Annotated in this window: 24 protein-coding genes; 1 reads left to right on the top strand and 23 read right to left on the bottom strand. The window is 44.8% G+C overall.

Going from position 1 to position 24095, the window contains the following annotated elements:
- Window positions 1–4 precede the first annotated feature (4 nt).
- The 23 genes from rng to AC6R00_RS11520 all read right to left on the bottom strand — a co-directional run bounded on the left by rng (window position 5) and on the right by AC6R00_RS11520 (window position 23105).
- A complete protein-coding gene (gene rng, locus AC6R00_RS11630; protein ID WP_004747224.1) occupies window positions 5–1474 on the bottom strand; it encodes a ribonuclease G in 1470 nt (489 codons plus the stop codon).
- Between the two features lie 20 nt (window positions 1475–1494).
- Window positions 1495–2055: a Maf family protein gene (locus AC6R00_RS11625; RefSeq protein ID WP_500640511.1), complete on the bottom strand. Its 561-nt coding sequence runs from the start codon at window positions 2053–2055 to the stop codon at window positions 1495–1497.
- A 2-nt stretch (window positions 2056–2057) separates the two neighbouring features.
- Window positions 2058–2546, bottom strand: coding sequence for a rod shape-determining protein MreD (gene mreD, locus AC6R00_RS11620; protein ID WP_486787251.1), 489 nt, complete (start codon window positions 2544–2546; stop codon window positions 2058–2060).
- A gap of 2 nt (window positions 2547–2548) precedes the next feature.
- On the bottom strand, window positions 2549–3421 hold the full coding sequence (gene mreC, locus AC6R00_RS11615; protein WP_500640510.1) for a rod shape-determining protein MreC: 873 nt from the start codon (window positions 3419–3421) through the stop codon (window positions 2549–2551).
- 54 nt (window positions 3422–3475) lie between these two features.
- Window positions 3476–4519: a rod shape-determining protein gene (locus tag AC6R00_RS11610; RefSeq protein WP_004747218.1), complete on the bottom strand. Its 1044-nt coding sequence runs from the start codon at window positions 4517–4519 to the stop codon at window positions 3476–3478.
- A gap of 152 nt (window positions 4520–4671) precedes the next feature.
- Complete coding sequence (locus AC6R00_RS11605) at window positions 4672–7572, bottom strand: hypothetical protein (RefSeq protein WP_500640509.1); 2901 nt, start codon at window positions 7570–7572, stop codon at window positions 4672–4674.
- Window positions 7573–7574: 2 nt separating this feature from the next.
- Window positions 7575–7994: an MSHA biogenesis protein MshP gene (locus tag AC6R00_RS11600; RefSeq protein ID WP_500640508.1), complete on the bottom strand. Its 420-nt coding sequence runs from the start codon at window positions 7992–7994 to the stop codon at window positions 7575–7577.
- Complete coding sequence (locus AC6R00_RS11595) at window positions 7984–8709, bottom strand: PulJ/GspJ family protein (protein ID WP_500640507.1); 726 nt, start codon at window positions 8707–8709, stop codon at window positions 7984–7986. Before AC6R00_RS11595 ends, AC6R00_RS11600 begins: the two co-directional genes overlap by 11 nt.
- Window positions 8709–9239 (bottom strand): type IV pilus modification PilV family protein, encoded by a 531-nt coding sequence (locus tag AC6R00_RS11590; RefSeq protein WP_500640506.1) that lies wholly within the window; start codon window positions 9237–9239, stop codon window positions 8709–8711. The genes AC6R00_RS11595 and AC6R00_RS11590 overlap by 1 nt, the downstream gene beginning before the upstream one ends.
- A complete protein-coding gene (locus AC6R00_RS11585; protein ID WP_500640505.1) occupies window positions 9239–9712 on the bottom strand; it encodes a type II secretion system protein in 474 nt (157 codons plus the stop codon). The genes AC6R00_RS11590 and AC6R00_RS11585 overlap by 1 nt, the downstream gene beginning before the upstream one ends.
- A gap of 141 nt (window positions 9713–9853) precedes the next feature.
- Complete coding sequence (locus tag AC6R00_RS11580; RefSeq protein ID WP_500640504.1) at window positions 9854–10309, bottom strand: prepilin-type N-terminal cleavage/methylation domain-containing protein; 456 nt, start codon at window positions 10307–10309, stop codon at window positions 9854–9856.
- Between the two features lie 33 nt (window positions 10310–10342).
- Window positions 10343–10909, bottom strand: a complete 567-nt coding sequence (locus AC6R00_RS11575) for a prepilin-type N-terminal cleavage/methylation domain-containing protein (RefSeq protein ID WP_500640503.1) — start codon at window positions 10907–10909, stop codon at window positions 10343–10345.
- Between the two features lie 78 nt (window positions 10910–10987).
- The gene (locus tag AC6R00_RS11570) at window positions 10988–11467 is read right to left on the bottom strand and encodes an MSHA biogenesis protein MshF (protein ID WP_500640502.1); all 480 of its coding nucleotides are present in this window, start codon (window positions 11465–11467) and stop codon (window positions 10988–10990) included.
- The gene (locus AC6R00_RS11565) at window positions 11451–12671 is read right to left on the bottom strand and encodes a type II secretion system F family protein (RefSeq protein ID WP_500640501.1); all 1221 of its coding nucleotides are present in this window, start codon (window positions 12669–12671) and stop codon (window positions 11451–11453) included. Before AC6R00_RS11565 ends, AC6R00_RS11570 begins: the two co-directional genes overlap by 17 nt.
- Before the next feature lie 8 nt (window positions 12672–12679).
- On the bottom strand, window positions 12680–14404 hold the full coding sequence (gene mshE, locus AC6R00_RS11560) for an MSHA fimbrial ATPase MshE (protein ID WP_500640500.1): 1725 nt from the start codon (window positions 14402–14404) through the stop codon (window positions 12680–12682).
- Window positions 14394–15440 carry a tetratricopeptide repeat protein gene (locus tag AC6R00_RS11555; protein ID WP_500640499.1) on the bottom strand — a complete coding sequence of 349 codons (1047 nt, stop codon included), beginning with the start codon at window positions 15438–15440 and terminating at the stop codon, window positions 14394–14396. Before AC6R00_RS11555 ends, mshE begins: the two co-directional genes overlap by 11 nt.
- Window positions 15441–15443: 3 nt before the next feature.
- Window positions 15444–16283: an ExeA family protein gene (locus tag AC6R00_RS11550; RefSeq protein WP_500640498.1), complete on the bottom strand. Its 840-nt coding sequence runs from the start codon at window positions 16281–16283 to the stop codon at window positions 15444–15446.
- Window positions 16284–16288: 5 nt separating this feature from the next.
- A complete protein-coding gene (mshL, locus tag AC6R00_RS11545; protein WP_500640497.1) occupies window positions 16289–17956 on the bottom strand; it encodes a pilus (MSHA type) biogenesis protein MshL in 1668 nt (555 codons plus the stop codon).
- A gap of 15 nt (window positions 17957–17971) precedes the next feature.
- The gene (locus AC6R00_RS11540; protein WP_500640496.1) at window positions 17972–18295 is read right to left on the bottom strand and encodes an MSHA biogenesis protein MshK; all 324 of its coding nucleotides are present in this window, start codon (window positions 18293–18295) and stop codon (window positions 17972–17974) included.
- Window positions 18288–18938, bottom strand: coding sequence for an MSHA biogenesis protein MshJ (locus tag AC6R00_RS11535; RefSeq protein WP_500640495.1), 651 nt, complete (start codon window positions 18936–18938; stop codon window positions 18288–18290). Before AC6R00_RS11535 ends, AC6R00_RS11540 begins: the two co-directional genes overlap by 8 nt.
- Window positions 18938–20377, bottom strand: a complete 1440-nt coding sequence (locus AC6R00_RS11530) for an MSHA biogenesis protein MshI (RefSeq protein ID WP_500640494.1) — start codon at window positions 20375–20377, stop codon at window positions 18938–18940. The genes AC6R00_RS11535 and AC6R00_RS11530 overlap by 1 nt, the downstream gene beginning before the upstream one ends.
- An 8-nt stretch (window positions 20378–20385) precedes the next feature.
- Entirely contained in the window at window positions 20386–22404 is a 2019-nt protein-coding gene (csrD, locus tag AC6R00_RS11525; RefSeq protein ID WP_500640493.1) for an RNase E specificity factor CsrD, read from the bottom strand.
- 164 nt (window positions 22405–22568) lie between these two features.
- Window positions 22569–23105: a single-stranded DNA-binding protein gene (locus AC6R00_RS11520; protein ID WP_069667424.1), complete on the bottom strand. Its 537-nt coding sequence runs from the start codon at window positions 23103–23105 to the stop codon at window positions 22569–22571.
- Window positions 23106–23388: 283 nt separating this feature from the next.
- On the opposite strand from AC6R00_RS11520, the gene AC6R00_RS11515 reads away from it, so the two are divergent.
- Window positions 23389–24039, top strand: coding sequence for a LuxR C-terminal-related transcriptional regulator (locus tag AC6R00_RS11515; protein ID WP_500640492.1), 651 nt, complete (start codon window positions 23389–23391; stop codon window positions 24037–24039).
- The last annotated feature ends 56 nt before the right edge of the window (window positions 24040–24095 follow it).

The raw sequence follows: 24095 nt of genomic DNA, 5'->3' as shown, positions 1-24095 counted from the left end.
ACCTTTACATCATCACAACGTCAAATTGCTCTTGAATATAGAGTGGCTCAGCTTGGATTTTCACCTGCTTGCCAATAAACACTTCAAGTTCAGCGAGGGCATGAGATTCGTCCCCTTGTAGCGTCTCTGCGACTGCAGGAGATGCATAGACAACGAACTTATCAGCGTCATAGGCGCGATTAACACGCGTAATCTCACGCAAGATCTCGTAGCAAACTGATTCCACCGTTTTGACACTGCCTCGCCCTTCACAAGTTGGACAAGTCGAACAAAGAATATGTTCAATGCTTTCACGGGTACGCTTACGTGTCATCTCGACTAAACCAAGTTGAGTAAAGCCATTGATATTGGTTTTAACTCTATCTTTGTCCAAGGCAGCTGCTAATGAAGTAAGTACACGCTCACGGTGCTCATCAGAAGCCATATCGATAAAGTCGATGATGATAATACCGCCAAGGTTACGTAGCCTTAATTGGCGAGCAATCGCTTGAGTCGCTTCAATGTTGGTATTGAAGATGGTCTCTTCTAGGTTACGTCTGCCAACAAATGCTCCGGTGTTAATATCGACAGTCGTCATTGCTTCGGTTTGGTCGATGATCAAATACCCACCAGATTTAAGCTCTACTTTACGCTCTAGAGAACGTTGTATTTCGTTCTCAGTGTCGTACATATCGAAGATAGGTTTATCACCTTCATAAAGCTCAAGCTTTTCTGTTAGTTCAGGAACATATTCAGAGGTGAACTCTTTGAGGTTTTCAAATTCGGTACGTGAGTCAACAAGGATCTTGTTTAGCTCGGTGCCGACAAAGTCACGTAGGATACGTTGCGACAAACCTAGCTCACCATACAGAGTAGCGCGGGTTTTGTATTTACTGCGGCGTTCAATCACCTTTGACCACAAACGTTTTAAGAAAGCGGCATCTTGTGACAATTCTTTCTCGTCTGCACCTTCAGCAGCGGTACGAATAATGAAACCACCATTTTCGTCACAATACTCACCCACCACCTTTTTAAGACGGTTACGCTCTTGCTCACTTTCAATTCGTTGCGAAACGCCGACATGGCTCGCACCAGGCATAAACACAAGGTAACGAGAAGGTAGAGTGATATCGGTTGTCAGGCGTGCGCCTTTTGTGCCAAGTGGATCTTTAACCACCTGAACGACAATATCTTGCCCCTGACGAACGAGCTCAGAAATATCGCGCACCTGAAACTGCTGCTTTTCATTTTCAGCCACACACTCAGTATGAGGAACGATATCTGACGCATGAAGAAACGCTGCTTTTTCTAGTCCGATATCGACAAAAGCAGCCTGCATACCCGGTAAGACTCGACTGACCTTACCCTTATAAATATTCCCGACAATTCCGCGTTTTGCTTCACGTTCAACATGGATCTCTTGTAGGGTTCCCCCTTCAATCATGGCCACGCGAGTTTCACTCGGGGTCACGTTGATAATCAACTCTGCACTCATAAGAGTACCTCAAATTTTAATTATAAGAATTTGTGCAAGAGCTGGTCAGTTTCATACAGAGGTAAGCCAACGACTGCGTAGTAACTGCCTTCAATGCGAGTTACAAATCGTCCGCCCAATCCTTGAATTCCATAACTACCAGCCTTATCGCAAGGTTCGCCCGTGTGCCAGTATTGTTCTATTTCTTGCTCTGACAGGGTCTTGAACCATACGTCTGTAGATACCACTACAGTTTCTTGAATTTCTTTTGTGGCGACAGTCACTGCTGTCATCACTTGATGCGCTCTGCCCGAGAGCGCCATTAGCATTTGTTTAGCATGCGCTAAATCATCTGGCTTTTCCAATACCTGTTGATCGCAAACCACAATGGTATCAGACCCGATTACCACTGAATTTGGCTCAAGCTCGACTACTGCCATCGCTTTGTCTTTAGCTAGGCGAGAAACATAGTCAAATGCGTTCTCACCAGATTGGCGACACTCTTCAACATCGGTTTTCACCACCGAAAAGGTATAGCCAAGTTGAGAAAGCAGCTCTTTACGTCTTGGTGAGCCTGAAGCCAAAATCAATGGTTTAGTCATTTTTATCGTATATGCCAGTGACGTCTTACACGACGCATTAATAGGAACATCCAAGGCCATAGAATGCAGTTAATCAAACCACTCCACAGCGAGACCGGATTAAAGGTCACATCTTGGATTAGATACTCCCCACAGAAGATAAGCACGTCGAGTAACATCGACATCGCACCAATCAAAATGGCTTGTTGCCACAAGGCCATGTTGCGGATCACGAGGAAGTTGAGCGCAACGAGGTAAATCACTATCGACATCATCATGCCGCGGATACCCAGTGTCGAGCCAAGCAGTAGATCCCATAGCAAGCCCAAGATCAATGCCGAACCAACGTTCACTCGGTGCGGCAATGCAAGCACCCAGTAACAGGTCACTAATAGCAGCCATGACGGACGCAACAAATCAAGCATTCCCGGCCAAGGTATTGTTTGTAAAGTCAAAGCGATTAAGAACGAACAAGCAATGACAAACTTTCCTTTTAGTACACTATTTGCCATCTCTATTGTTCCTCTAGACTCTCTGGTGTCACTTGCTGGATTTTCTCCTGACGAGAATCATTCGGCCAGATAAGTAGTAGATATCGTAAGCGTTCAAAGTCGACCACAGGTTCTGCCTCTATAACGGCAAATTCTCGTGCGGTATCACGCTCTACTTCTGAAACGTGTGCAACTGGGAAGCCTTCAGGATAGATACCACCGAGACCGGAAGTCACCAGTAGATCACCTTCTTCGATATCTAAACTGATCGGGATATGATCAAGGTTGATTCGATCTGATTTACCTGTACCGGAAGCGATGATTCGAATATCGTTGCGGATCACTTGTACCGGGATGGCACTTAAGCTATCGGTAAGCAGCAGCACTCGACTATTGTGCGCCGAAACAAAGGTCACTTGACCAACAATACCCTTCTCGTTTGCAACAGGTTGACCAACATAAACGCCATCAATCTGACCTTTATCGATCACCACTTGATGGCGATAAGGTGACGTATCTACCGCCATCACTTCGGTTACGACTTTGCGCTCATCGCGAATAAATGAAGAGCCGAGCAACTTACGCAATCTTTGGTTTTCTTCGCGATATTGATCAAGCAGTAGCAGGTCGTTTTTAAGACGCAGCACTTCACGTTTAAGTTTGCGAGTGCTTTCCATATAGTCTTGACGAATATTGAAACGCTCATAAGCGCCATCAAACATCACGCGAGGGACATCCGCCAAATACTGAATAGGTGCCACCATACTGTTAAGTAGGTAACGAACTTGAGCAAACGCACCTAAACGACTATCAGCCAGCATAAGGCTGGCTGATAGAATAACGGCAAAAAACAGGCGTAACTGTAGTGAAGGTCCTCGGCCAAAAATAGGCTTCATGGAATATGAGATCCTTATCTTGCCAATCTTGGCACTAGGCCAAGATCATTCAAATTACTCTTCGCTAAATAGATCGCCGCCATGCATGTCGATCATCTCTAACGCTTTACCACCACCACGAGCAACACACGTGAGTGGATCTTCAGCAATAACGACAGGAATACCTGTTTCTTCTGTTAGTAGACGATCAAGATCTTTAAGTAGAGCACCACCACCTGTCAGTACCATACCATTTTCTGAAATATCCGACGCTAGCTCTGGTGGACATTGCTCTAATGCAACCATTACCGCAGATACGATACCTGTTAGTGGCTCTTGCAACGCTTCTAGGATTTCGTTTGAGTTTAGGCTAAAGCTACGCGGCACACCTTCTGCTAGGTTACGACCACGCACTTCGATCTCTTCTACTTCATCACCTGGATAAGCAGAACCAATCTCGTGTTTGATCTTTTCAGCTGTCGCTTCACCAATCAAGCTGCCGTAGTTACGACGAACGTAGTTGATGATCGCTTCATCAAAGCGGTCACCGCCGATACGAACTGAAGAGGAGTAAACAACGCCGTTTAGTGAGATAACTGCAACTTCAGTAGTACCACCACCGATATCGACTACCATAGAACCAGTAGGCTCTGATACGCGTAAACCTGCACCAATTGCTGCCGCCATAGGCTCATCAATTAGGTAAACTTCACGCGCGCCTGCGCCTAGTGCAGATTCACGAATTGCGCGGCGCTCAACTTGAGTAGAACCACAAGGAACACAAACCAATACGCGAGGGCTTGGTTTTAGCACGCTGTTGTCGTGTACTTGCTTGATGAAATGCTGCAGCATTTTTTCAGTCACGTAGAAGTCAGCGATAACGCCATCTTTCATTGGACGGATAGCAGAGATGTTCCCCGGTGTACGACCCAACATTTGTTTAGCAGCATGACCAACAGCGGCTACGCTTTTACCTGCGCGGTTACGGTCTTGGCGGATGGCTACTACTGAAGGCTCGTCAAGAACGATACCCTGTCCTTTAACGTAGATAAGTGTGTTGGCAGTACCTAAATCGATTGATAGGTCATTAGAAAATATGCCACGAAGTTTTTTGAACATATTCTTCGCTCGTCCTGAAAGAATTAGAAGATAGAAAATTGCACTAAATGTACCAATGCCTTGCCGTCACAGCAAGGCATTGAAGTGTAAACATGGGCTGAAACACGCAATTTCTAACAGATTCCTAACGATAGGCAAAAAAATGACAAAAATTACTGGCCGGTTAATCCAGATTCACCGCGGAAAATCACTCGATCATTGCCGCGGAAAATACCAAAAGTAACTACGGTAGAGGGATTCTCCTCATCGGTGCCATTTTGGTTCCAATCATACATCATCCAAGTCTGACCATTATTAGTTCCACTGCAATTTGCGGAAGGGCTACTGTTGTCTAATCGAAGCCATAATTGCACTTGCTCTCTTGCCGATGTTGTTTGACGAGCAACAAGGGTTCGTGAATCCCCAGAACTTAATGTACCGTTTTCATTTAAGGTGACATTGCCATTGGTCGCTCCCACACTAGGCCAGATGACATTGCTGCAATGGTGTGTACCATCAAAAGTCGAAAAACTATCATTAACATTGGTCTGGAAACTACTACCATTCCAATACTGAGCTTGCAAAGGTACAGTGATTGACTCACCTTGCACACCACCGACATCGGCAAGGTTATATCGTCCAAACAATAAGCGAGGTTGCTCATCAGGTAGGACTTGAGTTGACGAAGGATTAGTATCAGAAGCAGATAGCTTGAACCTTACAGGATCATTTACCGTAGAAGGTGAAACTTCTAGGTTTACATTAAGCGTACTGCCTGAAAGATAGTTATATGGTCCATCTGGTGTGAAGTCAGCATTTTTGCTCCAAGCAATTTGATCACTACTTAAAACCCACTGGCTCGATTGATATGAAGATTTCGTCGCTAAGGAAGCGGTATCAGCATTGGTCAGCCTATCTCGATTATCAAACTGAAAGACTGCCTGGAGAGAGCTCGAGAACGCTCCATAATTTGTAGTCGCTGTACCTTGAACATTGTACGCTCCGACCTTAGCTGTCACGCTGCTAAAGGCTTGGTTCATATATGTAAAGGCTTGTTTTTGCGGCCCCCCACCTACTAGCGGATCATTCCACGCGTTCTCGTCTATTTTAAAGAAATCAGGATAGAAACGCCCAACTTTGCGAAGGCCTGCGATGATGCTGCCGCTATAGCCTGAGCTACTAGTATTGGCTATCAAGCTGATGCTACCGACCTCACTCCATTTTAATTTCGTTAATTCATGCTTCAGTTCAGGGTTTACCACAGTGTTAGTTCTTTGCAGGCTATCATCACTTGTAATAACTCCGAGGCTTCCTCCAATAGGGCTATCAAGCTCATGACTTAAAGAAACCGTATAACTAGGTGAATTAGAAATAGAAGGGTTGGAAAGTGGGGGGACTGAACAAACTACATCATCACTAACTAAACGACCACTACTATCAATAGTAACTCCAGATTGATAACCTATAGGGTAAACCTGAACATCAAACTCCCCACCAGCCGCAACAAAAGCAGGGCCAGATGAGGATGTCCCGGAAGTCTCCGCTGAAGTACATACAGCAAAAGCCCAAGGACGACTCTGTATAGTAAAAGTACCAACGATATCTTGACTGCCTCCTGAAGGACACCCCTGTAATCCTCCCCCTAGGTCATCACAGCTGATATTGTCGCTAAATTCTCCAGTGAGGGTACCAGTTTCATCAAACCGCATTGTCGCTGCTGCTTCTCCATTAGTGATTGGAGCACTAAAGCTAAGCTTTCCAATATAAGTACCTGATGCGGGAGAAAATGAAGAAACGTTGATGTCTGACTCAGTAAAAGTTTTATTGTAGTTAATCGAAATTGGCTTCCCAGCACTGTCACAAGCTAATGTTTTCACGGATATATTAGTATCTTGCAACCCAGCAACTAGAGAAATAGCGTTTCCGTTATTCACTTCAAACTTAAAAGGGACATACATTAAATCACTTGTAGCAGACACACTATTATCGGAATCGAGTGAGGCTTTAATTCTGATAGCTTCATATTGATTGTCTGACTTATCCCCCAAAGTAAACTCATATCTCCCTTCACTAGCATTAAAACCATTGCTCGTTACAGTGAGCTTGTTTGTAGATACTTCTGAAAGGGTTACGTTTTCTCCATCTACGTCAAAAAGGCGATTGCCATTGCTGTCATATGGTACAACGTATAATTGAGTATTGTCTTGACAGGTTAAATGGAAATTATTCGGTTCAACTACCAGAGAAGCAACGGGGCTATTAGAGGAATCACAAGAAAAGCCACTAAAATGGGAGAAGGTATTATTGTTGCCTGATACCTCAATATTGTATGCCGTTATGCCACCTGTAAAACTATTGTTGTTACTTAGTACACCAAAGCCACCCTCACTGGTTGCTTCATGACTGATGTAGAAATATGCTTTAATCGTGGCACTGTTTTTTTCAACTTTGACAAAAGAGTCTTCGCCATGACCAATAAATAAAACCTGATTCGCAGGATTATTGCTGTTAACAACTATTCCATTCTGCTTAAAAAAGATTTTATTGAAGTGAATTTCAACCGGACCAGTAACTTCTAACTTGGCTCCATTAGCGTCAAAGTTCAGCTCATTAAAATAGTACACTCCAGAGTTAAGCGTTAAAGTTGCATTGTTTTTTGTTATCTTGACGTCTTTATATGTCCCTGAAGATAAAGAACAGTTTGTACTCTTACACTCGAAATCACTCCCTGATGCAGGAAAAGCGGGAACATTGAAAGGGAAACCAGGGTAAGTAATCGTATTGTCAATCAAACAAGTTTGCTTAGGGTCTGTTGGATAGTCGCACTGAAAGTTACCGCTATTACTATCAAATGAAAGCTTTTGTCCATCTTTGGGCACTTGAATAACATTCTGAGCATTTCCAGAAAGTACAAGTCTACCGTTGTAAACTCCCCCATTATTATAGCTGTTAGTCTGTGCAACGGAGGGAACATACTGACAGATTTTTGTATTCAGCTCTTGCTGCGTTAGTGCATAAGAAGGCACAGAGAAAAGAGCCAATAGAATAAAACAAAATTTTGTTGGTAGCCCCATACCTACTCCCGAATCCATACTTCTTGGTTGCGCTGCATTTGGATAATACCGATACCACATATCGCCGTTGAACTGATTACGTACATCTGACTTCCATCAGACAATTGCCCACCGCGCGACTCACAGCTTACCTGCACATCTTGGCAATTTACCGTGGTATCAAACGTACTAATATTCGTCCCATTGATAGCAGGACACTGCGTACTGACTGGGTTAGTACTCGTAATGCCATAAATTTGTTCGAGTGCCCATTCATTACCAGAGTGCGCTAATAACGCCGCTTGAGTACCAACAACATCTTTGGCATGACTGTCACTGTTCGACCAACTAATCTGGCTCAATGTGGTGGCAAGGAAACCCATCACTACCAATACAAAGATAATGACTATGTATAAACTACCCTGCTGTTTATTACGGGACATTTAACACCTGTATCTCTTGTATAAAGTTAGTTGATTCATCACCAGCCGCATTGTTGAAGGTCATATTTACCTGAACGATGCCATTGTTTTGCACAGTTGCAGGCGTGTAAGTTAGCGTTCCAGTAACACCAGAATCCGATAGTGGCAGCGCATTCGCCCCACTCACACTGCGTCGAAGCTGACCCGCTACCAAACAATAGTTGACCATTCCATTGGGGTTGTAGATATAGTGGCGATTTGATACTGAGCCTCCAGCGATAGAAGCTGCTGCATCTGGCAATATAAAAGTATTACTCGCACTGCTGACATTGGCTAACGGAAATACATTGGTAGTTGGGTTTGCTTGGGTTGGATTAATTACCATGTTGAGTGTATTAATGTTAGCGACAGTCACCCCATTGCGTCCTACTACAAAGTTGATATCTGCCCCTGATATGGCATAAAAACCTGACTCGACAATAGGAAAGAAGGAAATACAACTGTTTGCCTGAGGAATAGCCAAGTCACTATTGAGCATATTGGGCACTGCATGGCGTACTTCACGAGACATCTTCTCAAGAATAAACTTGGCTTGGGTCTGCAGCCGCTGCCTATCAACCGTATCGCTATAACCGCGAGCACCTAGCTCAACAAATCCAGCAATACCAAGTACTAAGATCGCCCCGACAATCAAGGTCACCACCATTTCGATTAAAGTAAAGCCTTTCACTTTCATCAGTAGTTACCTCGATAAGCATTAAGCACGATCGGAGTTTGATCAGAGGCACTCACAGTAAGGCGGATTCGTTTAAGCTGATTCGTTATCGCATATGTGACATCAATATCGACTCGAAAGTTAAGATAACTACTCCCTCCAACTAGCAAGTTTAGATCACGACAACCATTGGTTGCTAAAGGCTCCCAGCAGCCATGGAAATCATCAACATCGTTATAAGCATCAGGGTTGTTGTCAGTCTCGCCTGTATCGATTCCAAAGTTACCTAGGGCGGTACAAGCGGTAGACCCAGCATCTGTTGATGAACAGCGCGGTATACCACCTTGATCGCCACTATTTTGATCAAACTTACGCGCCAATATCTGAGTCATCACACTCTGCCCTAAAGCAGCAGTTCGCGTTTGGTAATGTGGGTCAGCACTACGCGATACTTGGGGGACTAAAAAGCTAGTAATAGTAAGCATAGCAATACCCATGACAACAATGACTATCACGCTTTCAACCAATGTAAAACCGCGCATACGCTCCATTAACAACTCCCCGGTGAAACATAGCCCACTGCATTGATTTGTACAGCGACACAAGTGCCGTCCGTCGAGGTCATTTGTATATTAATGGGAGTTGCGACGCTATCAGGATTGCCTAGCAAATCAAAATTAACCAGTGCGCCAACATTGGAAGTAAAAGAAACATCATTGAGCGAGACCCAATCGCTGCGCCCATCGTCGCGTGCGACACAGGCAGCCTGAGAGCCAATGCAGTTGCTGAGTAAACTAAGCGTAAAGTTGGTATTGCCAGTGATTGCGTCCATATCAACATTAGACTGCATGCGATTAACCTGAACTTGGCGAATAACCGAAATAATGCGTTCTTGGGCAGCGTAAGGAGAGAAACCAGAACGACCCGAATAACGGCTGGCAGCATAGACTGAAACAATCGACACCAATAAAATAACGACGATAAGTTCGACTAATGTAAAACCAGAGACTTTTGACCGAGCCATAACCAGTGACCGTGGGACGTATACTTAAGTTGAGTATATACCAGATGGGACTAGAGCTGTTGTTTATTAAGGATTTTTGATAGGTTACAGGGTTGAATAATCGGTTATAAAAAAGGTCAGCGTGTGCTGACCTTTAAGTAATTAGTTGCTACACCCTGTAGTGACGACACTCGCCGAAGCAGCACTCGTGGTACTTGTACCAGAGGCTTGTGTATATACGACAGCACAATTGGCATCTGTAGTACCTTCAAAACTGTAAGTAATGCTTGTTCCAGAACTAGCGACTATATCCCAGTCCGTACCTAATCCAACAACCGCTTCACCTATCCCTGCAGCAGTAGCAGTTGGATAACCGTATATAGTGCTAATACCTGATACGTTTACTGCAGAGCTAGATGTCTCCTTACCATCTATTGCGGCCTTACCATAGACAATACCCGCAGCTCCATCAATTGCCCCCTTTAGTCCTTGGAGTGAGGCTTGACGGGCATCATTTTGCAAATTTAGAAATCTTGGTGCTGCAGTCACTGCAAGAATACCAAGAATCACAATTACCACCACTAGTTCAATTAGGGTGAAACCGCCTTGTCTTTTCATAGTAAAAATCTCTCTATGTTGTGGGCTGCAGAGTTACTGCAAAGTTACGGTCACACGACCAGTTTCAATTTCATAAACAAACTGATGCTGGCTATTGCCTTCTCGCTGAATATAAGTGCAAGTTGACGCAGCATTATCAGCCTGTGCTGAATACTTAATATTAGAATCCGCTTGAGCCTCAGTTACTGTCCCTACTTTTGGTGGGTTTTGCAGTAAATTGGTCATCAGCTCAACACAAATTGTGTTAGTTAACTCGGTAGGAAAGTTAGCATCATTGGTGTTGATGGCAAAAGGGTAACCATCTCTAAAGTCACCACCAGATTGACTGGTACTGGTCAGCCAAAATTTAACGCCGTCATAATTTACTGTATTTCGCACAACCGAGTTGACTGTCACTGAAGGTCTCGCTTCCGCTTCCCATTGCGCTCTAGCTGACAAAACCCCAGTCGCATAACCACCAGCAACACCCTCAACGCTGGCTTTTTTCGCTTCATCGGTTACATCCAAGAAGCGCGGTAAGGCAGCAACAGCGAGTAGGCCAACCACCACGATAACCACAACGAGCTCAACTAGTGAGAAACCAGACTGTTTGTTTGACATATACTTATCACCTACCGTTATGTACCGTGCATTATACGGAAATTGCATTAATTCGCCATATTGAGAGTCTCAATAACTCTACTCCGCCAAGAAACCGGTCTTAGCTATAAACCTATTATCTATCAAAGTAATGGAGATTAATCTGTTGTTGCTATATAGATAATTACAATGATAGCCGTTATCTATAATTTGATTTTCAATCTGGCTAGGTCGATTACCTAAAACCTCATGCTGTGGGTATAAGATATCTAGCCAATACGAGCAATTCACCTGCTGCCTATCACCCAAAGGTTTAATCCACCCCATACTAGTATAGTTCAACGTAAGACCATCAATAGTTATCTCATTTTGCTGCCCAGATAACAACCACTGCTGTTTGTAGTAGTTTGCTCGCTCAACGATTCTTTGACTCGCGAGCAAAAAAGCCGATTGATTGGCTTCTTTAACCACGTTTTGCCACACCAACATAAAGCTCATGATCAAACAGACAATTACCAGTAACCAAATTGCTAGCCGTAATCGCTCTATGTAGCTGATTAAATTAGCCTTTAATGGCATCTAACATTCCCCACATTGGTAGGAAGATACCTAGAGCCAGAATCAAAACCATACCTGCCACAATGACAAGCAAGATAGGTTCGATCCGTGCGGTTAGCGTCTTTAAATCATAATCGACTTCACGGTCGTAAAAATCGGCTACTTCTAATAGCAACTCATCGATACGACCCGTTTCTTCACCGACACTGATCATTTGAATAACCAGTGGGGTAAACACACCACTATTTATTGCTGTTGCAGAGATAGTTCCCCCCGCTTCAATAGAGGACTTCATCTCAATGAGTCTGTTCTCTAAAAACTTATTGCCGAGGGCTTCTGCTGAGAGCGCCAAAGACTGGTTCAACGGCACTCCCGCTTTAAGCATCAGAGCAAATGTACGCGAAAAACGCGACAGCTGGGCGCGATTAATCAACTCACCTACTACAGGCATTCGTAAACGAAACTTATCCCACTTTTCTCTTCCACTGGCGGTATTTAGCCAAGCTCTAAAACCAAACAAAACCGCTACTATTCCTGCTACCATCATGATCCAGTAGTTGACAAAAAACTCTGACGTCGCAATTAAAATGCGAGTCGGTAGAGGAAGATCCACGCCAAAGCGAGAGAACATACTGGAAAACTGAGGGATCACTTTGACGTTAAGAATAAACAGAGCAATAACAATAAAGCTGATAACAAACGTTGGATAACGCATCGCAGTTTTGATTCGTTTGCGTGTCTCTACTTCTTGTTCGTAATAATTAGCAAGCTGCAACAGAGCTTGATCGAGTCGACCAGTATTCTCACCGACGTGGATCATAGAAACAAACAACGGGCTAAATACCTTAGGGAATAACTGCATAGAGGCAGACAAACTGCGACCATTTGTGAGTTCTTGCGTCACATCTTCGAGCGCAGCTTGCAGCTGTTTGTTGGCGCTATTTTGGCTCAGCCCTTTCATAGAGCGAAGCAGAGGGACCCCTGCTTTGGTTAAGCTATAAAGCTGACGGCAGAAAATAACCAACACCTCTAAAGGAATCGCAGGGGTAAACAGCGCCTTAAGGTCAAGATTCAACGGGCTCTTACCACTATGAACTGAGATATTAATTGGAATAATACCTTTGCCCATAAGCTGCTCTGCTGCGGCTTCTTGAGTTGATGCTTCTAGCTGCCCTGAAACCGCACTGCCATCAAGATTTCGTCCTTGGTATCGAAAGCTCTTCATCGTTTACCTTAGATATAAATCGCTTGCTGGAAACCAGATGAATCGCCTTCACCTAGGCTCATCACTTCACTTAAACTTACTGTCCCCTGCAAGGCTAACTCCATCGCTGATGCCAACAAAGGTTTATAATTTGCTGACTGCCGCGCTACTTTAGAAAACCCAACCGCATCATTGGCGCGCAGCATGTCCATCATCTCTTGCTCGAGCTCAAGCATCTCAAACACACCTATCCGGCCTCGATAGCCTGTGAGGTTACAGTTCTGGCAACCTCGCCCCTTCACAAAACTCGCCCCAACTTGATTAGGGAAACGCTGAGCAAGCCACTGCACTCTTGCATCGTCAAGCTGCTCCTCGGTTTTACAATCAGGGCAAACTTTACGTACCAGTCTCTGCGCAACCACAGCACGAACCGCACTCGCGACCAAATAACCTGGCGCCCCCATATCCATCATTCGCAGCGCGCTATCTATCGCGTCATTAGTGTGCAAAGTACTCAATACCAAGTGACCAGTAAGCGCCGCTCGTAAACCAATCTCGACCGTCTCTTGGTCACGCATCTCACCGACAAGTATAATATCCGGATCCTGACGGAGGAAAGTTCTCAGTACCGTCGAGAAATCAAGGTCGATCTTGGGGTTAACTTGTACCTGATTGACACGTGGTAGTCGGTACTCGACAGGATCCTCAGCGGTGATAATCTTTTTGCCCGGCTCATTAAGCTCACTCAACGCACCATACAAGGTAGTGGTTTTACCTGAACCCGTTGGTCCGGTTACCAAAATCATGCCGTGTGGGCGACGGAGTTGACGCCTTAACTTATCGAGGAGATGAGAAGGAATACCCGACTCTTCTAACTTACGCACACCCGAGGACTGATTAAGCAGACGCATTACCACCGACTCACCGTACTGAACGGGCATAGTCGACATACGAATATCAACCGACTGACCTTTCGAACGGATATTGAAGCGTCCATCTTGCGGCAAGCGCTTTTCGGAAATATCCAGATTAGCCATCAACTTCAAGCGCAAGACTAGAGCAGAGGCAATATTAACCTCGTTAAGTAGTGTCTCGTGTAAGACACCATCAATACGTTGACGCAAGCGCAATACATTCGAGTCCGGTTCGATGTGGATATCTGATGCCCCAACTTGAATCGCATCTTCAAACAGCGAGTTGATCAACTTAACAACCGTCACTTCTTCGCTATCATCACCTTCAATACTGAAATCAAAGGCTTCGGTCACTTGGTGCTCAGCCTGTAACTGCTCAGCAAAAGAGGCAATTTCCTTAGTGCGGCGATAATAACGATCGAACCCCTCCACCAATTGATTTTCTGGTGCGATCACAAACTCGATACCATATTGAGCGAGTTGACCTAGCAATGCTTCTTGAGCAAAGAGGTCGGCAGGATCACTCATCGCAACGCGTAAAGTATCCATGTGGCGACCGATCACTAACGCTCTCAGTCGTCTAGCATGTACTTCTGGAAGAAGTTGCACAGCCTCGACATCGACATCAGCTCGACTGAGATCAATTAGAGGAATATCAAGTTGTTGTGATAAGAATGACAACATCTGATGCTCGGTCAAAGCCCCAAGCTCTATCAGTGTTGCACCTAATTTTCGGCCTGTTGATTTTTGCGCACTCAGTGCTTGTTCTACTTGCTGCTCGGTAATAATACCTTCTTCAACCAGTAAGTCGCCGAGACGTTTTCTTAGCTTAATTTTCACTCGGCTGCTCCTCTAAACTTTCAATCAAGGAAATTCGGTCACGTATAAACTGTTGCGATTGGCTAGAGAGACCCAGCTTCGTCAAGGCTTGTGAGTAAGATGACTTGGCATCCGCTAACTGAAATGCGCGCTCTTGTTGAATACCTAACCCCATCCACCAGCGACCACTTTCCGGCTCTCGTTGAACGAGCTGTTGGTAACTTTGTAATGCAAGTTGATCTTGTTTCTCTTTTTGGGCTAATGCTGCGCGGAGAGAAAGGTATTCAACAGGAACTGATGCTGGGAGCGTACTTAACACAGTGAGTGCTACCGCATTTTGCTGCTCTTTCATCAACATTTTTGCCAAGGAGAGGCGTAAGGCAGAGTCATTGCTGTCTAATGCAATTCCCTTTTGCAGGATATCTGCTGCCTTACGTACTTCACCCTTGCCATAGTAAAGGGCAGCGAGGCGTTTTCTTACCTGTTTATTCGTTGGCGTATAACGCAATGATTCGGCGTAGTGATTTAGCGCATCAGTGAGGTTATTGCTGTCGAGCGCCTTTTTCGCTCGCTCTTGAGCTTTGGCTGAAAGCTGCTCTGGTGTCAGCTCCACTTGCTCTATCACCACTTCACCTTGAGTGGGAGCAGGATTTGAAGCCGAAGCCGGCGTACTTGTGGCCGCTTTAGCAATCACAACAGGTTTGGTTGGTTGCTTAGCTTGAGGTTGAACCGATGAGGCGGGTTTCGAGCGAGGGGAAACATCCTCTTCTACTAATGTTTGATAAACAGGTTGGTCGACAACAGCTACCTTTGTCGTAGGAGACTCCACAGTTTGTTGCTGGCTGTCAGTAGTCGTGATAGAGCTAACAACCACCTCTGATGGCGATTGTTGCGAGAGCGCCCAGCCACCAACTGCCAAGCTTAGCGTGAAGCTCCCAACCACCCATGGCAATACGGCTCTTTGCTTTACTGGCTGCACATTCGCTTTGCAGATACCCTTGGCCAAAGTGGACTTGTCATTGGCTAGTTGGGACAGCGCATTATTAATCGCACTCATTGTTTAACTCCACCCCCATAACAGCGGGCTCTTGAATTTTGGTTTACTACTGTCGTAAGTGTCATGAATCGCATCGAACAAATGACCATTCGCCACCTGTTCTTGTTTGTCGCTACTCGCCAGTAGCAGAGCTTTATGGCAAATCTGGTTAATCAGACGTGGATAGCCCTTGCTTGCCCGCCAGATTGCCTTTTTGTGCGCGAGCAAAAAAAGATTCTCGCTGCCGCCCGCTTTCTTCAAGCGACTCTCGATATAAGCGACACACTCATCTAAAGTTAGCCCCCGCAGTTTGGCACTGAAGGTAATACGCTGACGAAACTGCCTTAGGTGATGACTGGCTAAACGCTCATCGAGTTCAGGTTGACCAAGCAAGATGATCTGCAAGAGCTTTTCTTGCTCTGTTTCTAGGTTGCCAAACAATCTAAGAACTTCTAACGCGTCATCACTCAATGCCTGCGCTTCATCGACTAAAACCACCACCTGCTTTTGCTTTTTTTTGAGTTCTATCAGGCGCTTTTGAATCTCATCAACAATTGTCGCTTCATTGTCAGTACTCAGACCCAACTCACTTGCAACTGCTAAGCGTAACTGGCTTCCATTTAAGGCAGGATTTGGCACAAAAACCAATTGAACACTCGATTTAAAGTACTTAACCAGTACACGACAAATCATAGTTTTGCCAGTACCGACCTCTCCAGTCACTTTGATCATCCCTTCACCCATTTCTAGTGCCGAATTGACCATTTGAATCGCCTCATAATGTGGCGCTAGCCCCAGAAACATCTCCGTATCTGGGGTGAGATGAAAGGGTAAACTCTCAAAACCAAAGTGCTCAAGATACATTGTGACTATTGCTCGTCAGGGAACCATTCTTGTAAAAGATCCCGCGAGCGCTCCAATTCTTTTTGCCACGTATTAACACCGACTACCGAAGGCTTAAGCAAAATAACCAATTCCGTTTTCTGAGTTAACTTGGTTGTATTGCGGAATAAATGCCCTAACGCAGGTACATCACCTAAAAATGGCACTTTCGATACTTGATCAAAGGTGTTGGACTTCATCAAGCCGCCAATCACGACCACATCACCATCTTGTGCACGAATTACAGAATCAGATTCACGAATCGAACTGGTTGCCAGTGGCAGCGTTAAGCTGTTGTTGTTTCCGTAATCTATCGTTTTGCGCTCTTCTTTGACTTCGAGAACCGCCGGATGAACATGCAATAGAACATTGCCCTGATCATCTATCTGTGGCGTTACATCTAACGAGATACCCGAGAAGAAGGGAGTCAATTCGACATCGGTCGTCGTGTTGTCATTGTTGGTGTTGCTACTGGTGCTGGTATTCGAGGAAAAGTCGGTCACGTAGTAGCTATCTGTACCAACTTTAATCACTGCCTTTTGGTTATTTGAGGCCGTAACACGTGGACTAGAAAGTACGTTTAGGTCACCTTGGGTTGCCATAAAGCTCAGTACCGCTTCAAAGCTGCCACTCGAAATAACCAAGTTTGATTGCCCGCCGAGCAGAGTGCCGATTGAGTCTAATCCCGGTAACGCAGCAGGAACGATAGCCCCCGCAGCATCCTTGACAATTGAGCCCTGACCTAAGGAATAGTTGGTTCCATTAGAAGAGAATGCTTTTGACCAGTTGATCCCTTGCTGATAACCATCACTCAAAGTGACTTCCAGTATTTTCGCTTCCAAAATCACTTGGCGATGCATGCGCTGCTGAGACACACCTAAGAAGTTACGCACTTCTCTGATTTCATCAGGGAAAGCTCGTACTGTAATCACACTGGCTTGTGGCGTAACCACAACACTTTGGCCATCACCAGAGCCTATCAACTGTGCGACAGCCGTTTCTAATTGAGGCCAAAAATCACTTTCGCTGGTTGTTTCTATCTCCGTTCCACCTTTAACGCTGTTACTACTGTTGTTCGAGCTAGAGTTAGAAGAAGTCGTAGAGCTGGTTGAACTCGAAGATGAGTTATTGTCAGTGTTAGTGATCGTCCCTGTCGAGATAGAAGTTAAGGAGCGCCCCGCGCGTTTAAACTGCAGATAGTCAACAGGAATAGTCACTGTCCTAAGACCTGCAGGATAAATCTGAATGACATTGCCCACTTTATCGATGTCATAGCCATACATATCTTGCACAACTGACAATACTTCATCTAAAGAAACATCATTTAAATTAACAGTAATATTACCAGTAACATTGGGGTGGATAGCCGCACTGTACTGCGTGCCTTTAACCAAGCTAGCAAAAAAGGCTTTCGCATCAACACCATTGGCTTTAATCCTGAAACGCTTAATGGCCTTAGAAACCGCTGCCTCATCACCGCTAAGTTCAGGCATTAGATCAGCTTCAACCGAAGGTGGCAGTGTCTCTAAGGTACGACTATTATTTTCGTTAATCGCTTGATTAATTGTACTTTTAGCCTCTACAGGATCTCTATGTCCCATCGCACAACCGGCTAATAAGCTTGTAATCGTGATTGCTATCGCGAGTTTACGCATACGTTTCCACTGACCTTACTGTTTCACTTCCAGAGAGAAGAGATTTAATTTCCACTGCTTGCCACCTCTAACTAAGGTCACAACTTCTGGTTTTATTTGACTCACTTTGTAGCCGTTCACTTGCTCCCCAGCAAGTACAACCTGACCATTGATAATGGCGCTACATCCCCCCACTTCCTCGCAGACGATACTTTGTAGCTTAGGCACTGGCTTACGCTTTACAATTGCTGCCTTACTCTGCTGAGGACTTTGCCACCCGAGTGGTGCAGTTGGGTCTTGAGATGCCATGACGTTAAGAGAAACCCCAACCGAAAGCAGTGTAAGTATCGTTCTAACCACCTATAAACTCCTGCCTTGTTCCTAAGGTATACACCTCTAGCACTAAACGCGCTGTTGGGTACTCCTCAACCGAGTAGTGAAAGCTGCGCCAATAATATTTTACCGGTAGTGCTTCCAATGCCTCTAAGTAATCGACAATGGCAAAATACTTGCCAGTCAGCTCCAATCTCACTGGGTGCACATAGTAACTGGCCAAATCGGAATTGCTTTCATTGCTGACAATTGGCTCTGCCGTCTGTGACTCTAAAGAAACTAAATGCAAACCTTTAGAATCTGCGAGTACTTGTTCCAACAACTGAGCCATTTGACTCGGTGCGATAAGGTTTTCGACAATCGCAGCCAATTGCGTTGACAGCTCTTGGCTTTCTACCATCAGCTGTTTGTACTCTTGATTCAGCACTTGATCCGGATCTTTTTGCAACTTTGCGGTCATCAACAAAATATCGGCTTCTAAGCGCTGTACATTAAGCTTAGTCGACGCAATGCGCTGCGAGGTTGCCCTGTTTTGCTCATAGGCTGGCTCAATCAATAGTGTCAGCAGGCCAAGGATAATGACCACAAAACCACAGACAGTGATCAACACCTTTTCTCTCACGCTTAGTTGGATAAATCGATCACACCACGACTGCCAGTACTGCTGCATTATTTACTCTCCTGCTCAGTCTTAAGCTCAAAGGTAATGATGTTCTGCTCATTGCGGCTTATTTTAAGTTTTTCAAACGTTCGCCCAACGAGGTTCAACTCGGTTTTAAACTGATTGATCCAATTTGGTATGGCTTTCGCCTCACGCGCTAATCCATGCAAGTCCAACTGGGTCGCATTGATGGTGATTGAGTTTAATGAAATATCGTTACGACCAAGTTGAGCTAAAGAGCGCATCACTCCGGAGTAACCCAGTTGTAGTGAATTATCGAACTCACCAACGGCTTGTAGTGAATTACGCTTAGCCTCTATCTCTAACTTAAGTCTAGCGACTGCCGCGACTTTTGCAGGTGTTGGTTTATGCTGAGCGACACGTTGGGTTAAGCTCTCGGCTTGCTGCTTAAACTCGACTTCTTGCGACAAGTAGGTTTTCAGCTCAGAGTCCATTTGGCTGTGTTGGTATTTTAATCCGACATAACCTAGGCCTAACAAAAGCGCCGTGACAAACCAGCCCAACGCAACGTAGGGCATAGTGAAGTACTCTTTGCTCGGTTTTAAATCATCAGGAAATAAGTTGATTTCCACCTGCTCTAGCTTAAGGGCGCTCTCAGCTAGCACCGTGCCAGACTCTTGCTCCATATCAGCAAGAGCGGCGACTTTTACACTCAGGCTATCAGCTAAATTTTGTATGAGTTCTTGCTGCTGCTCTTCATCACAACAAACTTGTAACTGATGCAATGAAGCCCCGCGCATCTGGGAAGAGAGGTAATCAATCGAGCGTTGTAACTCTAGAGCGAGACTATCAAGTTGTAGCGCGCTCGCCACCATACCTGTTAATGGTGCGACAACACCACGAATCGTCCTTTGAAAAGCACATTGGGATTCGACAAAGGCACTAATCCGGAATGCCCCTTGCTTACTTCTTTGCAACAGCAAGAAGGTCGTCATATCGCCAGCGGAATGCCCCCATACTTCGTCTTCAACCAACACTCCTGACAACTCAATTTTGAGCTCTTTTAAAGACTCATATAGCCCAACAACCACAGCGCGTTGCAGCACGTAAACCTGAAGCTTGTTGTTGACAGCAATAGGGGCTGAATCAGCAACAATCTCAGTAATTTTCTCACTAATCAAATCTTTAACTAAGAACGGCAATGCACTTTTCAGTTCTTCAGGCGGAATGTTGGGTTTATCAACCTGGAAGGTTTGATAAATATTGGCGTGCAAAACGACTTTTAGTGAGATATTAGTAACATGAGCGTCACGTAAGGTGTTAAGTAGCGCCTCTTGCCATGAGATACCTTCAATTGCCACTTGGGTCGGCAAGGAGAGGTCTGCCGGAGCAGAGAAAAAAAGTGCACTGGGTTGCACCACGACGCAAACACCTGCCGTAGCCTGATTGCTGCTTTTAAACTTTCCTATTAAAGATTGAATCTTCATCTTTATATCTACGCTTTGCGCCAACGGTTGCGGCGGCCAATTTGTACTTTGTTCTGCTTAACCTGCATAGGTTCTTTGCGCTCAGCCACTTTTGGCTTAGGCAACATCTGCTGTTCCGCTGCCAAAAATCGCCCTTGAATACCGTGAACGCCTAGGTCAAGCATAGTCCTGTGCTCTTGTTTATTATCGACACCTACAGCGATAACCTGAGTTTTTAGTCCTGCACATGCCCCGAGCAAACTACGTACAAACAATTGGTTTTCATGACGTTGGTCGATTTTCTTAATTAAACTTCGGTGTAACTTCAGGTAGCTAACCGGAAACTCTTTCAGGTAGTGAGTACTAACAATGGAGCGCCCAGCTTGACCAACAACAACACGACAACCTAGGCCTGTAATCATTTTGGCAACTGGTCGAATGTAATCTAAATGCTTAACCAAGCGAGCTTCAGCAAACTCAAAAGATAGTCTAGCTCTCTGCTCGCTAGTCAGTTGCAGCAACTCATCACGAAACCATTTAAAGAAACTCCGTTCGGCAAAAGGTACCACATGCAGGTTAATAGAGTAACTGTTTGAATCATTTGAATGTCTTATATGGCGAATTATTGTTTTCACCACAGCTTTATCTAGTGTTGCTTCATAGCCGATAGACTCTACCGCTGAGTTAAATCGAGAGGCCTTTATGACCCCTTTTTCAGGATCATTAATGCGAGCAAACAACTCAAAATGTTCGACTGACGGCTCATTTTGCTTATCTAACAAGTAACACGGTTGGGAAAATATATAGAGTTGATCAGGTTGTAGCGCGACATCCAATAGCGTACGCCAACGAACACTACCACGTTCTTCATCTTGACTGACGTGTTTTTGAAATCGGCTCCAAGTATTGATTCTTTGCAACTGGGCACTCTTTAATGCAGTCTCAGCTTCATCAAGAATACGACCTTGGCTTTCACCTTCTCGGTACATACTGACCCCAATGTGTACCCAATTATCATTTTCTAAAGGTGAAGGAGGCGCTAGTTTAGTAAGTTGTTTGAGACATTGAGCAGCCACATTGGAGACTTCTTTGCTCGAAAGGTTTGGCGCGAAAATCGCAAAGTCAGAGCTGTAGTAGCGCGACAAGATCACATCCGGGTAACGCTGTATTACGTTGCTCAGTCCTTCTCCGACGCTAATGAGGAAATCATTCGCGACTTGCTTATCATGGTCTTCTTCGATTTGCTCCCAATCATCTACACGTAGGATCAGTATCCCGCCACGCGAACCGTGTTCAGATAGCGCTGCTTCCAACTTGCTATCAAACAGCACTCGGTTTGCCGCCCCAGTTAACTGATCTAGAAACGTCTGACTACGAATAAAGGTATCAAAACGACTGCGCTCCTGGCGTGCATCTTGCAACTCTTCAATAAGTCGGTCTAATGCTTGGCTCGCGGTAAACGGCCACTCTCTTTCATCCCCGACCGAGTGCTCTTCAACCCTTCCTGCAAGAATCATTCTGCCGCGTTCTTCGAGTAGCTCAGAACCATATAGCTGCTCTTTTAGCCATTTCAGTCCCCTCACCAAACAAAATACAATAAACGCTACCGCTAAAGTGATCGACCACAAGGCTTGGATTGAATAGCCATAGCCGATATAAGGTGGCACTGCTTTGAAATGTATCCGATAACCTTGATTGCGCTCCAATGTATACTCGGTTTCATAAAGCAATGCAGTCTCGACTTTCGATGAGGTATCTTTAAAGCGGTAAATCACGCCAAACTCAGACAACAACTCCATTTCAACAATGTTGGAGGCTTGGAGCATTTTAGGCATCCACCTTTGCAGCGAGTAGGCGGCATCAGGGTCTTCCATTTCTTTATCAAGCACTTCCACAATCCCTTTGAGAGATTGATCGAGATATTCTTGCCCAAGACGTTTAAACGATAGGGTGCCACCTAAGAAAAGGATAAACATCGCACTGATAACGATCATGGTGACAAAAGCAACCAGCCGAGTACTGAGCTTTAAGGTAGGGGTATACCTCATGAATCGAGAATTCCTTTTCTAAATAGACAATCGGTTTATTTATGCTGGAGAGGCTAAAAATCAACATGGTAAGGAACGGATGTTGATGACGACAATAATTTTAGCCCTCTATTTACTATATAAAAAAGCCGCGACTTGCGCGGCTTTTTTTCAATAACAGGCACTTAGAATGGGATGTCGTCATCAAAATCCATTGGCGGCTCATTGTACTGTGGCTGAGCTTGCTGTGGTTGCGACTGCGGTTGTTGAGCAGGTTGATGCTGCATTGCAGGCTGTTGAGGCTGTCCCCACCCACCTTGCTGAGGTTGCTGCTGTTGGCCCATACCTTGACCTGGAGCACCACCTTGAGCACGACCACCAAGCATTTGCATTACGCCGTTAAAGCCTTGAACTACAACTTCTGTTGTGTAGCGGTCTTGACCACTTTGATCTTGCCACTTACGAGTTTGAAGTTGGCCTTCAACGTAAACTTGAGAGCCCTTACGTAGATACTCACCAGCAACTTCAGCTAATTTGCCGAATAGTGCAACACGGTGCCATTCCGTTTTTTCACGCTGTTCACCAGTGGCTTTATCACGCCACGATTCAGACGTTGCGATAGTAATATTGGCTACAGCACCGCCACTTGGCATGTAACGTACTTCTGGGTCAGAACCCAGATTACCGACTAAAATAACTTTGTTAACTCCACGGCTAGCCATGTTTCGCTCCGTCTAACTTTGGTATTGATTAAGAAATAGCGCAATAGGATAACACGCTTTGCGCTCGGTACAAATCTCTGTCACCACAATGTCTAGAATCTAGAGATAGCTATATCTTGCGCGGTGTAATTTTAGAGAAAACTCAAAACTTATCGAGATTGAGAAATCAGTTAATTACCGAATGGCATGAAATAAAACGCAAAGCCTGCACCTCAATTCGCACATATTTCCCCTTTAAGTCACTCTAAATGGAAACGTAATCAATGTCAGTAACGAGGGGCTTATGGCTAAAAACATCTACGCACGAACCATTTACTTTCTCACAGAAAACAAGTCTGTAAATCCAATCATTCAACACCTAGAGCGACGGATGGAGATTTCTATTCCAACGATGACACCCAAGGATTTGTTACTGGCCTTACAACAGTATAAACATCGCATCCTCATTATTGATTACCAAGAATACACCCAACTCAAAAACGTGATTAGTGAACTACCACTGGCAGACAAATCATTTGAAACCATCATTTTTAATGTCTCTCATCGTTTGACCACCGACGAGCTATTGGCATTTGGTCATTTGAAAGCAGTTTTCTATCAAGATCTAGACATAGAGCAGCTAGTCAAAGGGTATGAAGGTGTTATCAATGGTGAAACCTGGTTACCAAGAAAAGTAACGGCTCAGTTGCTGTTCCACTACCGTAATGTTGTTGATACCCATACCACTCCCGCTACCGTGGACTTAACCACTAGAGAAATGCAGATCCTACGCTGTTTAATGTCAGGGGCTTCCAACACTCAAATCGCTGACGATATGTTTATTAGTGAGTTCACCGTCAAATCCCACTTGCAGAAAGTGTTCAAGAAATTAAGCGTCAAAAATCGCGTACAGGCTGCAGCTTGGGCGAAACAACATATGAGACCACTGTCTTAAATCTAAAACCAAATTATATTTGGTTGTTTTTCTCGCTGCTCATTCATCAACAATTC

This window comes from Vibrio sp. R10-SF1-ISO8 (assembly GCF_059833805.1).
This window is presented reverse-complemented; position numbering and strand designations above follow the sequence as displayed.